Raw genomic sequence first — 12998 nt, forward strand, 5'->3', positions numbered from 1 at the left:
GAATTCTCCGGACTGAGGCATGGGCTATTCAGAGGAAGCAGAACACGAGCACCGCGATGCAGACGACGAGCATTCCCAGGCAATTGAGCCAGAAATCCCGACCGACATACCTCGCTCGCAGGTGAGCGGCAGCGGCGCAGAGGAAGTAGACGACGAGGCCCGCCGCGGCTGCTGCGCCGAGCCCGGGAATCCAGATCCCCGTCACCAGTCCGGCCGCGGCGAGGAACTTCACGACGGCGAGTACCCACCACCACTCCCGCGGGAAGCCGACCCCGTCGAGGCAGGCGGCGATCGCCCGCGGGGGACGGAAGGTGAGCAGGGCGTCGCCGAAGACGATGACCGCGAGGACGACGACCGGCCTGACCGGATCGGGCAGCAGGATCACGGTGAACCCTTCACAGCGAACCCCTGACTCTCGTATGGAAGACGATGCTGGCCAGCATCGCCTCGACGGCGTCGTCGAGACTCATCGTCGTCGCCGCCCACCGGAAGAGGATGCCCAGGTACGAGTCGTAGAGAGCTGCGGCGCTCGCGCGTGCGTGGCCCTCATTGATCCCGATCGAGACCAGTGACTCGCTCAGGCGGCTCTGCAGGTCCACGGCGAGGGTGTTGAATACCTCCGGCTCGCCCCTGACCCGCATCATCGCCGCCGCATAGTCGCGGGACAGATCCTCGTGTTCGGCGAAGAACTCGAGGAACGGCAGGAAGAGTTCGAGCAGATGACGCTGCACCGACGAGCTCCCGCGCTGCGAGAGACTGCCTCGCCGAGGCGATGCCGTGTACGTCCCGTTCTGCAGCTGCCCGATCCACCGATCGAAGCATCGGACGAGGATGACGTCCTTGTCACCGACCGACATCACTCGGCCCACCGACACCTCGGCGGCCCTGGCGATCGCCCGGATGGTCGTGGCCTTGAAGCCATGCTTGAGGAACAGTTCGGCGGCGGCACCGATGATCCGATCCTCGGTCTTCTGGCGCTTTCCCGACCTCGATTGAACGTGTTCACTGACCATGCTCGAACCCTAAGCCCTTCCGTGTTCACTTTCCAGACCAAGTGTCGTGTTGTCTTCGGCAGGAAAGTTAATGTACCTTAACTTCATGAACGTCGATCCCTCAGCATCGGTGCGCACCCGCGAGCGTGGACTGAAGAAGCATGGCCGGAAGAAGATCTCCACTGCAGTCCTCCTCGGCCCTGCTTTCGTTGCGGCCATCGCGTATGTCGATCCGGGCAACGTCGCGGCCAATCTCACCGCGGGTGCGGAGTACGGATATCTCCTCGTCTGGGTGCTCGTGGCTGCGAACCTCATCGCCGTTCTCGTCCAGTACCTGTCCTCGAAGCTCGGACTCGTCTCCGGGCAGTCGCTGCCGAGCCTCCTCGGTGATCGCCTCCGCAAGAGAAGCCGACTCGCGTACTGGGGGCAGGCCGAGGTCGTCGCCATCGCCACCGACCTCGCCGAAGTCATCGGCGGTGCGATCGCCCTGAAGATCCTCTTCGACTTACCGCTCCTGCTCGGGGGCGTTATCGTCGGCGTGGTGTCGCTGTTCCTGCTCTCGATCCAATCCACCCGCGGTCAGCGTCCCTTCGAGTTCGTCATCATCGCCTTCCTGGTCATCATCGCCATCGGCTTTCTAGCAGGCCTGTTCGTCGGGGGTGTGAATTGGGGGCAAGCCGCAGGTGGAATCGTGCCACGGCTCGAGGGCACGAACTCCGTGGTCCTGGCCGCGAGCATGCTCGGCGCCACCGTCATGCCCCATGCGATCTACCTCCACTCGGCGCTCTCGGTCGACCGTCACCGGGACAATGCGACCACCTCGATCGGGCAGCTGCTGCGCGCCAGCCGCTGGGACGTCGTGCTCTCCCTCGTCATCGCCGGGTCCGTGAATATCGCCATGCTGCTGTTGGCCGCCGCGGCGCTGCGCGGGCAGACCGGCACCGACACCATCGAAGGAGCGCACGCGGTCGTCACGGCCAACCTCGGCGAGGTCGTCGGCCTCTTCTTCGGCATCGGACTGCTGGCCTCGGGGCTGGCTTCGAGCGCCGTCGGATCCTATGCGGGTGCGTCGATCATGCAGGGCCTGCTGCGCGTGAACTTTCCGATCGTGTGGCAGCGCGCGTTCACGATGATCCCGGCACTCGTCGTCCTCGCCATCGGAGTCGACCCCACCTGGGCGCTCGTGCTCAGCCAGGTCGTGCTCAGCCTCGGCATCCCGTTCGCGATGATTCCCCTGGTCAGGCTCACGAACAGTCGCCGGGTGATGGGCGAATTCGCGAACGCGCGATGGATCACGATCATCGCGGCGGCCGCCTCGGCGCTCATCATCGTCCTCAACGTCGTCCTCATCGTTCTGTTGGCTCTCGGGGTGGAGTGACCCTCGCCGAGGCGGCCGTGCACTGCCGCTCAGCCCTGACGCAGGTCAATCGGACGGATGAGGATCCGCGGGTCCGAGCGCACCCACCACGGCTTCGGTTCTCCGGCAGCGACGGCGGCCTGCCGTTCGGCGCGGGTGGCATAGCGGTAGGTGAAGACGCGGACGCGGATGAGGTCTGGGGCGGCACCGTCGAAGGGGTCGGGGCCCATGAGGCGGCGGATCTGCGGATCACCGGAGCCGATCGCGCGCAGCAGCTCGGTGAACCACGTCTGCCGGTAGTCGCCGAGCGCGGCGAACCACATGAGCCAGTCGAGGCGCAGATGATAGGGCGCGACGACGGGCCCGCGACGAAGAACGTCACCGGGTTTGCCCTTGAACCGATACTCGCGCCAGCCTGCGTCGGCGTCATCGTGGCCGGGATCGTCGGCTCTTGTGCCAGGGGCGTCTCCGTCGTCGATCCACCCTTCGATGATGATCTCGTTGCGGGTCTCGGTCATCGACCCGAAGGCGCCGTAGGCGTTGCCGAGCCCGAGCCGATTGAAGCTCGCGTTCATCAGCTGACCAGAAGAGAAGAGGTTGCGCAGCGCTGGCACGTTCAGCCAGGCCTGCCACGCGACGAATACGAGGACGATGATCAGCCACCACACGGGCATCGGCTGAGAGGGACCGGCACCCGCGGACGAACCTCCCGCCTCGGTGACGGTGGGATCGGTGACGATCGCGGCCACGGAATTCCACCCCCATCCGGGGAACGGGCCGCCCACGATCCACCGGAAGAACGTATCGCTGATTCCGGAGCAGGCGAGCAGGATCGTCGCCCAGTTCAGCCACGCATAGTTGCCGCTGATGACGAGAGCGAGCTGGGTGATGATGATGGCGACAGCCGCGAACGAGGCGATCGGCTGGGGCAGGAACAGCAGCCACGGCGCGGCGAGTTGGACGATATGGCTGCCCAGCGTCTCACTCCTGTGCCACCAGCCGGGCATGAGGTGGGCGAGTCGGCTGGCAGGGTTCGGCATCGGCTGGGTCTGATGGTGATAGTCCATCGCGGTGAGGTCGCGCCAGGATGAGTCCCCGCGCATCTTGATCATTCCGGCTCCGAATTCGACGCGGATGACGAACCAGCGCAGCAGCAGGATCATCGCCCACGTCGGGGCCACCTCGTGGGAGCCGAGGAAGCCGATGAGGAATCCGGCCTCGAGCAGCAGCGATTCCCAACCGAATCCGTAGAAGCGCTGCCCGATCGACACGATCGAGAAGTACAGCGCCCACATGCCTAAGAACACCGGGATCGGCACCCATGCGGGACCGGCCTGGGGCAGCCCGATGATCGCCGAGGCGGCCAGAACCATTCCGGCCACGCAGACGAGGCGGAGTCGCCGGTCCGAATACGCAAACCGCTTCCAGCGGAAGATCGTCGGAGCCTGTCGGGTCGAGGTCAGAGCGATGAATCGTGGAGCAGGGGTGAGTCCCCGTTCGCCCAGCAGTGCCGGGAACTGGTTGAACGCGGAAGCGAAGGCGATGAGGAAGAGCAACGCGATACCGCGTTGGATGATCTCGCGGGAGATCGTGTAGTCGCCAGCGGTGAGCAGAGCGACCACCTGGCTGAGTTCCATGGCTTAAGTATCCTCCTCCTGCGGAAGACGGCCGGTCCTGGCCAGTGAGGTCAGTGCCTCGGCGAACGTGTCTGCCTCGCTCGGGTCCCCTCCGATGAGTTCCATGTCCGGGCGGTCTCGGAAGTGCACCGAGGTGGTGTGCCCGGCTGGGAGGAACTTGGTGCTGGCTCCGTGCAGCTGTCCTGGATGGGCCTGGTCGAGGATGCGGACCTGTCCCGGTCGGGTCGGTCCGGTTCCCGTGCTGGTGGGTGCAGCCAGGAGGAGCCGCTGGTTCGTGGCGGCGAGGATCTGTCCGGCAGGGTTCTCCCTGTCGGCGAAGTGGAGCATGAGGTCCTCACCTGGGGCGAGGGCTGTCAGCAGCGACTGCAGTCGAGTTTCGTGGGCGGCATCGATCCGGTTGGTGACGCGTGCGCGGGCAACGGCGAACAGACGGGCAGGGATCAGGGCGACCGTGGTGATGAGGAGGCAGACGGCGGTCACTGCCAGAGCCGCGACCGGCGACATCGTGAAAATGTTCGAGGCCACGACGCCGATGGTGATGGCCAGAATCGCGATGAGGATTGAGACGATGAGGAAGATCGCCCAGAGCGTGCGGTGGAAGGCGTCGGCGATCGCTCCGAGGGTGAAGCTGAAATTGACGGTGGCCCACAGTCCGAAGAGCAGGGCGAAGGCCGGCAGAGGCGATGCGGTGAGGTCGCCCCAGACGGTTCCGGGAATGCCGGAGTCCTTAGCGAAGGCGTGCCAGACGAATGCGGCGATGACTCCGCAGACGGCCCATACCGGTCCGACGGCGAACACTCGAGGCCATGGATTCCGGACGAAAGCGGTGGGCGGCTGTCTGCGTTTCACTCCATGCGGATCCGCGGCCTGCTGCGCACGGGCGGCATCGCTGCCAGCGGGCGGCTTGTCCTCATAGAAGGCGAAGGCGGCGATGGCCGAGAAGAAGAACAGGACCAGGATCCCGATGCTCGGCGCCTGGTCCGGGTTGATGCCTCTGAGTACGTGATTGCGGAGCGGGTTGATGCCGGCATTGGCGAGGAAGAAGGCAATCGAGGCGAAGACTGCGAACCCGATCCCGAACACGAGCGTCGTGCTCCTGGAGCGTCTGTCCCTATTCATACCTCCATCCTCGCAGGAACTCTGCGAGTCCGCGGCGCTGCGATGTTGCGGATCCGTTGCGTCGGGGTCAGCGTTATGTCTGAATGTGCCCCTCTGGTCAGCGGGGAAGACGACCCGTCCGAGCAAGGACGGTGATCGCCTCGGCGAAGCGACCGGATGCCTCCGCAGTTCCGCCTGGAACGCTCATCGGCTGCCGGTCGTTGAACAGCACCGTAGTGATCACACGGTTGCTGTGCAGCTCCGATGAGCCGCCGCTCAGTTGGCCGGGCTCGGCCTGTTCGAGGACGAACGTGCGCCCCGGCGTAATGATCGAGGCACGGAAGATCCGCCGGTCGGTCAACACGAGCATCTGCGGGTCGGTGGTGTTGCCGTTCGAATGGGCGTCCAATGCCTTTCCGAGGTAGCTGGTCAGAACCCGCTCGCCGGGCTGGAGGGCGTCTGCAGGCGGTTGGGTGGACCGGCCGGGACCTCGCCGACTGCCAGCAGATGGCCGTTCGCCGGAGTCGTAACGGTCGACTCGTCTGATCGCCCACCATCTGAGCGGGATGAGCAGAGCAGTCGAGACGATCAGACAGACCACACCCAGCGGAAACGCAATGATCGTCGGAAGTGTGGCGAGTCCGAAGTAGCCGAAGAGACCGGCCGTCAGACACCCCAGGCCGAGCCCGCAGATGAGAACCGTGAGCGGGGCCGAGCGGCGATCCCGGTTGAACGCTTCGGCCAGAGAGGACCAGGCGAAGGACATGTTCGCCGTCGCCCAGCAGAGGAACACGATCGACAGGGCGGAGAGCGGGTTGCCGGTGAGGTCTCCCCAGACAGTTCCCGACAAGCCGGGGTCCGCGGCATACGAATGGCCGATGAACAGTGCCACCAAAGAGCAGAGCGCCCAGATAGGTCCGACGAGGAGAACCCGCGACAGCGGAGCACGGACGAACTGGGTGACCGACTTCGGCTGCCGTGGAGTGTGCGGATTCGCCTCGGCGCTGTCGGAATGATCGTCCCCGCTGAGGATGGCCATCGCCGCGATTGCGACAGAATGTACGGCGAGGAGGATTCCGAAGATCACGGACGGCGCCAAGTACGGGTCGCCGCCGAATTCGTCGGGACTGTGCTTCGATGCGACTCCCGCATTCGTCGAGGTGAAGGCGGCAAGTGAGATTCCGGCGATGAGCAGTCCGAAGAGGACGATCATGCCGATGGTCGGGCCCCTGAACTTCATGATTCGATTGTGTCACCACCGCGGTCGGCACCGATGGTGTGCTGGTAGCGGTCCTGACACATTCGAGCGGTCCCCGCTCAGATTCCCCGTCACGACACAGAAGGAGCGGTGACCGTATCGGTCACCGCTCCTTCTGCGCCCACCCCGTCACCGAGGCTGCTGTGCACGGGTGGGCACGGCCGCCTCGGCGCGGGGCATGGTTCAGTGCTTCGATTCTTCGAGCTCCTCGACCTCGTCGGCAGCTGTGGGCACCGCCGGAATCGAATCCGTGGTCGGCGGCGTGGGAGGGGTGACGACCGACTGGTAGGAGTGCTCGTGCGAATAGGCGAGGAACGACAGGTGGTTCTCGTACCGGTCGAGCACGTCGTCGATGATCTGCTGCGAACTCAGACCCATGAGGTCGTAGCCTTCCGAACCGGTCTGGGTGAAGACCTCGATGCGGAGGTACTTGTCGTCTCCGCGGGGAGCGTTGCGGGCACCGAACGACGGCACATTCGCTTCGACGGCCGCGGCCTCGTAGTGGAAGTCGCGTTGCTCGCCCATGTCGACATTGAGCGTGTTCGTCGTGATGCCGGTGTCCTCGTCCATGGTCTGGAGGTGCTCGACGGTGTAGCCGAGTTCGCGGAACTCCGTGGCCACGGCGTCCAGGGACGGCCCGACCACCTCGGCGACGAAGCGTTCGACGGATTTCTTCGTCGGATAGGACCGCAGAGTCGCCAGACGCTGACGCCAGGTCTTCTCCGGGGCACGCCCGCCGTGAGCGGCAGTGGCGCGGCGACGACGGATCCGTCTCTCACGCTCGGCGCGCTCCATGCGCAGCACCTTCGAGAACGAGGCCATGACGAGGTAGGCGATGATCGTCACCGGCAGAGCGAAGATCAGCGTCGCGTACTCCATCGTCGTCACACCGCCGGCGACGAGCATGGCGATCGTGAGCACTGCGGTCACCAGCGCCCAGAAGATGCGCAGCCACTTCTTGCCGTCCTCTTCCGGATTGGGAATCGAGGAGGAGAAGTTCGACATCACCATGGCGCCGGAGTTCGCGCTCGTGAGGTAGAAGAGCAGACCGGACAGCGTGGCCAGGCCGATGAGGAAAGTCGCTCCCGGGAACATCTCGAGCAGGTCGTACCAGCCCTGTTCCGGAGAGGCGATGGCCGTCTTCGCGAACTCATCGTTGCCGTTGAACACCTCGGACAGAGCCGAGTTGCCGAAGATCGTGACGATGATGAAGTCACAGAGCACGGGAGCAGTGATCGCTGCGATGACGAACTCACGCAGGGTGCGGCCGCGGGAGATGCGGGCGAGGAACAGTCCGACGAAGGGACCCCAAGCGAGCCAGAAGGCCCAGAAGAAGAGGGTCCAGCCGCCCATCCATTCGGAGCCGCCGTCGACATAGGCGAAGGTCTGCAGGGTGCGTTCGGGCAGGGTGAAGATGAAGCGGCCGATGTTCTCGACCATGGCGTTGAGCAGGAACGCGGTCTTGCCGGTGACGAGGATGTAGAGCATCATCGCCGCGCACGACCAGAGGTTGAGCTCGGAGACGAGACGGATGCCCTTGTCCACGCCCGACGTGCAGGCGGCGACGGTCATGACGACTGCCACGATGACGAGCGCGATCTGCAGAGCCAGTCCGGTTTCGAGACCGAAGAGAGTGGCGAACCCGACGTTGAGCAGGACGACGCCGATGCCCATCGAGGTGGCCACGCCGAAGACGGTGCCGACGAGGGCGAAGATGTCGATGACATCACCGGTGGCACCGCGCACGCGCTTGCCCAGCAGCGGGTAAAGGACCGCGCGGATCGACAGGGGCATACCCCAGCGATAGGCGAAGTAGCCCATGGCCATGCCCAGCAGCGAGTACATCGACCAGCCGGCGATGCCGTAGTGGAACATCGTCCACACGACGGCGTCCTGAGCGGCCGCCGCCGATTCGGGGGAGGCATTGACCGGGTGGAGATACTGGGTGATCGGTCCGGTCACCGAGTAGAAGAGCATGTCGATGCCGACGCCTGCGGCGAAGAGCATCGCGACCCAAGTGAAGAGGTTGTACTGCGGACGGGAGTGGTCCGGGCCGAGCCTGACGCCGCCTTCCTTGGACAGCGCCACCCAGAGGACGAAGCCGATGACGACGGTGACGGTGACGACATAGAACCAACCGAGGTTCTCTGCGATCCAGTCCACAGCCGTCTTCATGGTCGACTGAGCCGAGTCGGGCATCAGTATCGCCCACACGGAGAATGCGAGGATGATGAGAGAGGCGACGATGAAGACTCGCCAGTTGACCCGGGAGCCGCGTTCGTCGGAGAGCTCCTCAGGGCCTTTGCTCATCTCCGTGCTGTCGATCGGAGCGCGCTTCTCGGGGTCGATGTCCCTGCTGATTCGCGTCGCACGGTCGGTGCCGCCGAATCGCTCACGTTCGACGACTGGGCGCTTCAACTTCTCTTCGTTCGGATCCTGCACGCATCGACCTCCGGTAGACAAAAAGGGACAGGGCCCGAAATGGGCCCGATCCGTTCTACGAGTGGAGGTTTCTCACAAATTCGTCACCCCCTCTTCTGAGGTAGCAGACTAAGGGGCAGGGCCGACCAAATTAAGCCTCCGATCAGGCGGGGAACGGGGCTGTTCAGGTTCGGGAGACGGCGCTCAAGTCCGTGAGCGGGAAACCACCTCGGTGAAGGTGTCGACGAAGCGCTGCGCCTCGGCGGGGGTGGTCTCCTCCAACCGCATCGACGATCCGACGTGCAGCTCCACGGTCACCGTGGCCCGTCCACGGGATTCCTCGGCGCGGACATCAGCTGCCTGCCGAAGCGTCGCTTCCGAGAGCTGGGCGATGGAACCCTGAGCGTCGGTGCGCACCCGCATGATCCGCGCGTTGGTGAGGATGAGCAGATCGGTGTCGAACGGCGGCAGGCTCCGCAGCCGCGCGTATTCGATCTCGCCGGGACGGAACAGGCCGCGTGCAGTGAGCCGCTCTGCTCGCGGACGCGGGCTGTCCGGGGCGGTGGGTCCCCGCTGGGCTGCTGAGCGAGAGTCCGTTCTGCGGGTCCTCGCCCAGCGGCGGAACGCACGGAACGGCAACCAGCCGCCCTCTGCGAGTGAGGGGCCGTCGGGGACGGCGGGCCGCACTGAGTCCGGTCGGTCGGGGTCATCGGCTGGGTGAACCGAGTCGGAGGGGAGGGAATGGGAGGTCATGAATGTGATTCTGGCAGGGCCGCCTCGGCGATGGGGTGGGTCGGTCGTAATCGTTTGGGAACATCTGTGCCCGATCGCTCACTTCGAGTGAAGTTCCGGGTGGGGCGATGCGTCCATGGGATACTGGGGGCATGCGTGCAGGTGAAGTCTCCGAGGTCAGTCAGGACTACCTCAAGGCCATCTGGTCGGCCCAGGAATGGGGCGGGGACCCGATGACGGCCACCGAGCTCGCGAAGCGGTTCGGAACGACGAAGGCCAATGTCACCGAGGTGCTCAAACGACTCGACGAACTCGGTCTCATCACTCGCGTGCCCTACCGTCCGCCCGTGCTCACCGAGCAGGGCAAGGCGATCGCCCTGTCGATGGTGCGCAGGCACAGACTCATCGAAACGTTCCTTGTGAAGTCGCTCGGGTACGGCTGGGACGAGGTCCACGATGAGGCCGAGATCCTCGAGCACGCCGCCTCGGATCGGCTCATCGACCGCATCGACGCCTTCCTCGGCCACCCGACGTCCGACCCGCACGGCGACCCCATCCCGGGTGCCGATGGTGCCGTCGATTCCCATACTCCGACCCTCCTCGCCGAGGCGACCGCCGGGTCCTATATGGTGCTGAGGGTTTCCGACGCCGATCCTGTTGTTCTGGGCAAGCTCGCCGAGGCGGGTGTGCTTCCCGATGTCGCGCTCGACGTCGTCGATCGCACCGATGACGCGGTGACCGTGGACATCGGCGGGAGGCGGGAGACGATCGCTGCCGCGCTCGCCGCGGCCGTGTATCTGGAGGCGGCCGCGGCGAGGTGACGGGCGGGACCGGAGTCTCGCCTTCGTCGCGCGGGGTCAGGCACTCTCGCCTTCGCCGCGTGTGCGCGGGCGGGGGAACTTCGGTTCGGCACGCAGCAGGGTCAGTGCTGTGGCCGCGTGGGCGTCGAAGCCTTCGGCGAGGAAGAGCTTCGGCCAGTCGCCCCAGAGTTCTGATTCATAGGGGGTGCCGGGCAGGTAGGTTCCGTGCGTGTTCCGTCGATGCCACGGGTGGGACCGGAACGCCGTCTTGGGAATGGTTCGCAGCGTTTCGAACAGGGTCTGATAGAGCACCGGTGTGAAGCCATCACTGCGCGCGGCATCGGCCGTGCTCACCCAACCCGGTCCGGTAATCGGGATGCCCCGTTTGATCGCCGAGCTCATCTGGGCTTTGATGCCGGCACGCTGCGGGTCGGGGGAGTGGTGGAGGAGCACTTTCGACCAGTGCAGGGCCTCGTCGGGGTCGAATCCCGGCCACTGTTCAGCGGCCCTGCGACGGTTCTCGGCGTCGTTGTGGGAGTCGGCGGAGTCGTTGTCGAAGTCTGCGGACATGGCACACCGTCCTTCTCGGGCGCGCTTCGGCAGCGCTGACCCGGATCGAAGCTTGCCCGGGCTGGCTGCCCGGGCCCGTTCTTCCCCTGGGGCACCCGGTCGATGACGGGTTGCCGTGTGGCCGGCCAGGTACCGATGGCCACAACTCGCGAACGTGTTATCAGTGTAGCGAGAGGGGGTGACAAGGGCAGCGGAGGCGCGTCTCGACTCAGCTGCCGAACGTGTCTGAACAGTGCGAACACGGCCGCCGTCTGTTTTCGGCGGCCCTGTTCGCCGGTTGCGGATCAGTTGGTCGTCAGACTCCACTCGCCATCGGCATTGACGGTGATGAGCGACGGACCGGTCGAGAGGGGGACAGTGCCTTCGTACGTGCCGATCTCGTTGATGAGCAGCCCCATGGAGAACTCGTCGGTGTCTTCGTAGACGACGAAGTTCGAGTCGCCGTTATGGGTGGCCGTCAGCTGAGTCGGCGCTCCGGTGTAGAGGAACGCAGCGTCTCCTGTGCCGGTCGGTTCGAGTTCCGGTGCTGCGGAGATCGGTTCGATCGTGATGTCCCAATTGCCATCGGATGTGATCTGGAGAGAAGAAGCCTCTCCGAAGGAGTTGATTCCATAGGCCGTTGTGCCTTCGTAGGAACCGATTTCATTGACCAGGAGGTCTCCGGTCGACTGATTGGAGTCGTCGAGGACGTCAAGGACGAAGTTGCCGCTGCCCGTATTGGTCGCAGTGACGAGCCCTGCGGCCGCATCGGATGGAAGCGTGATGATCGAGTCGCCGGTTCCGTTTTCGCTGACGGTGCTGAATGCTCCGTACTTGTCGTCTGCCCAGGATGCGGCGTCGACTTCGTCTGGCGCGGTCTCTGCCGTGGGCTCCTCGCCCGCCGGCTCTGCGGTTTCAGGTGCCTCCTCCGCAGGTGCTTCTTGCGCCGACGTGTCCTCGTCGGGCGACGTCTCCTCGGACTGCTGGTCTTCCGCGACGGCCGGTCCGGAGACGTCTTCGGTGCTGCTGGCGCCGGCAATGCTGCTCCCGATGATGCCGACTGCAACGAAGCCGGCAGTGACCGCGAACGCCACAGTGCGATGTTGCCGGTATCCCGACAGTGGTTTCCTGGACTTGTCAGTCGCCTTGCCGGCGAGGACGACGATGACGTCGACCAGCCACCAGATGCCGAATCCGGCGAGCGTCACCAGTTTGAGAATGCCGGTGCCGACCTTGCCGAGGTAGAAGCGGTCGACTCCGAAGAAGCCGAGGAACCACGCTAAGAGCCAGGTGAGGACGAAGCTTTTGTCTGATTCCTGCGGCAGGTTGTTGTTCGAAGTGGCGAATCGGGTGGTCTGTTCGTGCGGGTTGTGGGACATGATTCTCCTTGGGTGTGTATAGCGGTGTGATGTGCATGACGGTGATGGGCGTTTGGGGCGCCTCGGCTGGCTGCCAGCGATGCGCCGACCGGCGAGCGGGGTGCAGGCCACCGACTGGCTGCGAGCAGTCAGGTGGACTGTTCGCGAAGGGTCACGAATCCGGGACGTACTCGAAGATCGCACCGAGTCCGTCATCGGGGTGGTAGTTCCACGACACGGAGAACGAGTCCCATTCCGCGGTCTGTGTTCCGTCGAGCGCCCGTGTCTGCCCCATCCGGGAGCTCACTGAGTCTGGCATGCCCAGTGCGTCGCCGAGGCAGTACACGTCGGCGAGATCCGGGCCGAAGTACATCCCGGCACCGTCGAAGTCGACGCTCAACCTGTCGGCGCTCAGTGTCGCTCCATCGACCGAGCCGAGCGAGCATGTCTCGTAGCCGTCGGCCATGAGCTCTGCCTGAGCCGCCTGCGCGTCGGCTTCGGCAAGAGAACTGATCCCGACGATTCCCCCGACCGTTCCGACTCCGAGGAGCAGCCCGATCACCAGACCGCCGAGCCCGAACCAGATGTGCTTCGTGGACCGCTGCGGTGTCAGGGGCAACGGGGAGGATGGGGCACTGTAGGGCTGTTGGTGTTGATGTCCGCCGTCGTGGTGAGGGGGCGGATGTGGGAACGAGTTCATTCGGGGCCGTCCTATCGCTGGTCGGGGTGCGTTGGCCGGCATGGTTCGGCCGGTCGTTGAGAACTCAGTTCACGACATCCGCATAGAAGTGAGCAA

12 protein-coding genes and 1 riboswitch are annotated in these 12998 nt (G+C 65.0%); of the genes, 2 read left to right on the forward strand and 10 right to left on the reverse strand.

Annotated elements, in window-relative coordinates; all coding sequences use genetic code 11:
* Positions 1–28 precede the first annotated feature (28 nt).
* On the reverse strand, positions 29–385 hold the full coding sequence (locus tag CXR29_RS01430) for a DoxX family protein (RefSeq protein ID WP_101554746.1): 357 nt from the start codon (positions 383–385) through the stop codon (positions 29–31).
* A gap of 10 nt (positions 386–395) precedes the next feature.
* Positions 396–1013, reverse strand: a complete 618-nt coding sequence (locus CXR29_RS01435; protein WP_101554747.1) for a TetR/AcrR family transcriptional regulator — start codon at positions 1011–1013, stop codon at positions 396–398.
* A 70-nt stretch (positions 1014–1083) separates the two neighbouring features.
* On the opposite strand from CXR29_RS01435, the gene CXR29_RS01440 reads away from it, so the two are divergent.
* Positions 1084–2370: an Nramp family divalent metal transporter gene (locus tag CXR29_RS01440; protein WP_127363665.1), complete on the forward strand. Its 1287-nt coding sequence runs from the start codon at positions 1084–1086 to the stop codon at positions 2368–2370.
* Between the two features lie 29 nt (positions 2371–2399).
* On the opposite strand, the gene CXR29_RS01445 is transcribed toward CXR29_RS01440, so the two are convergent.
* The 5 genes from CXR29_RS01445 to CXR29_RS01465 form a co-directional block, all read right to left on the reverse strand.
* The gene (locus CXR29_RS01445; protein ID WP_101596124.1) at positions 2400–3986 is read right to left on the reverse strand and encodes a lipase maturation factor family protein; all 1587 of its coding nucleotides are present in this window, start codon (positions 3984–3986) and stop codon (positions 2400–2402) included.
* Positions 3987–3989: 3 nt separating this feature from the next.
* Complete coding sequence (locus CXR29_RS01450) at positions 3990–5105, reverse strand: hypothetical protein (RefSeq protein WP_127363666.1); 1116 nt, start codon at positions 5103–5105, stop codon at positions 3990–3992.
* A gap of 97 nt (positions 5106–5202) precedes the next feature.
* Positions 5203–6324 carry a hypothetical protein gene (locus CXR29_RS01455; protein ID WP_101596121.1) on the reverse strand — a complete coding sequence of 374 codons (1122 nt, stop codon included), beginning with the start codon at positions 6322–6324 and terminating at the stop codon, positions 5203–5205.
* 201 nt (positions 6325–6525) lie between these two features.
* Positions 6526–8784, reverse strand: a complete 2259-nt coding sequence (betT, locus tag CXR29_RS01460) for a choline BCCT transporter BetT (protein WP_127363667.1) — start codon at positions 8782–8784, stop codon at positions 6526–6528.
* Positions 8785–8967: 183 nt separating this feature from the next.
* Positions 8968–9516 (reverse strand): hypothetical protein, encoded by a 549-nt coding sequence (locus tag CXR29_RS01465; RefSeq protein ID WP_127363668.1) that lies wholly within the window; start codon positions 9514–9516, stop codon positions 8968–8970.
* A gap of 131 nt (positions 9517–9647) precedes the next feature.
* On the opposite strand from CXR29_RS01465, the gene CXR29_RS01470 reads away from it, so the two are divergent.
* Entirely contained in the window at positions 9648–10316 is a 669-nt protein-coding gene (locus tag CXR29_RS01470) for a metal-dependent transcriptional regulator (protein WP_127363669.1), read from the forward strand.
* A gap of 36 nt (positions 10317–10352) precedes the next feature.
* Here the strand turns inward: CXR29_RS01470 and CXR29_RS01475 are convergent, their stop codons facing one another.
* From CXR29_RS01475 to CXR29_RS01485, 3 genes are all read right to left on the reverse strand, one after another.
* Entirely contained in the window at positions 10353–10865 is a 513-nt protein-coding gene (locus CXR29_RS01475; protein ID WP_101554755.1) for a hypothetical protein, read from the reverse strand.
* A 43-nt stretch (positions 10866–10908) separates the two neighbouring features.
* Positions 10909–11019, reverse strand: a riboswitch (SAM riboswitch).
* Positions 11020–11149: 130 nt separating this feature from the next.
* Positions 11150–12223 (reverse strand): TM2 domain-containing protein, encoded by a 1074-nt coding sequence (locus CXR29_RS01480; RefSeq protein ID WP_101596115.1) that lies wholly within the window; start codon positions 12221–12223, stop codon positions 11150–11152.
* 151 nt (positions 12224–12374) lie between these two features.
* A complete protein-coding gene (locus CXR29_RS01485) occupies positions 12375–12821 on the reverse strand; it encodes a hypothetical protein (RefSeq protein WP_206516246.1) in 447 nt (148 codons plus the stop codon).
* Between the last annotated feature and the right edge of the window lie 177 nt (positions 12822–12998).

The organism is Brevibacterium linens, from assembly GCF_003999335.1.
Classification (GTDB): Bacteria; Actinomycetota; Actinomycetes; order Actinomycetales; family Brevibacteriaceae; genus Brevibacterium; species Brevibacterium linens.

Coding starts and splice junctions, on each gene's coding strand:
- CXR29_RS01435 (WP_101554747.1), bottom strand. CDS start 1,013: ATGGTCAGTGAACACGTTCAATCGAGGTCGGGAAAGCGCCAGAAGACC.
- CXR29_RS01440 (WP_127363665.1), top strand. CDS start 1,084: ATGTACCTTAACTTCATGAACGTCGATCCCTCAGCATCGGTGCGCACC.
- CXR29_RS01445 (WP_101596124.1), bottom strand. CDS start 3,986: ATGGAACTCAGCCAGGTGGTCGCTCTGCTCACCGCTGGCGACTACACG.
- CXR29_RS01450 (WP_127363666.1), bottom strand. CDS start 5,105: ATGAATAGGGACAGACGCTCCAGGAGCACGACGCTCGTGTTCGGGATC.
- CXR29_RS01455 (WP_101596121.1), bottom strand. CDS start 6,324: ATGAAGTTCAGGGGCCCGACCATCGGCATGATCGTCCTCTTCGGACTG.
- CXR29_RS01465 (WP_127363668.1), bottom strand. CDS start 9,516: ATGACCTCCCATTCCCTCCCCTCCGACTCGGTTCACCCAGCCGATGAC.
- CXR29_RS01470 (WP_127363669.1), top strand. CDS start 9,648: ATGCGTGCAGGTGAAGTCTCCGAGGTCAGTCAGGACTACCTCAAGGCC.
- CXR29_RS01475 (WP_101554755.1), bottom strand. CDS start 10,865: ATGTCCGCAGACTTCGACAACGACTCCGCCGACTCCCACAACGACGCC.
- CXR29_RS01480 (WP_101596115.1), bottom strand. CDS start 12,223: ATGTCCCACAACCCGCACGAACAGACCACCCGATTCGCCACTTCGAAC.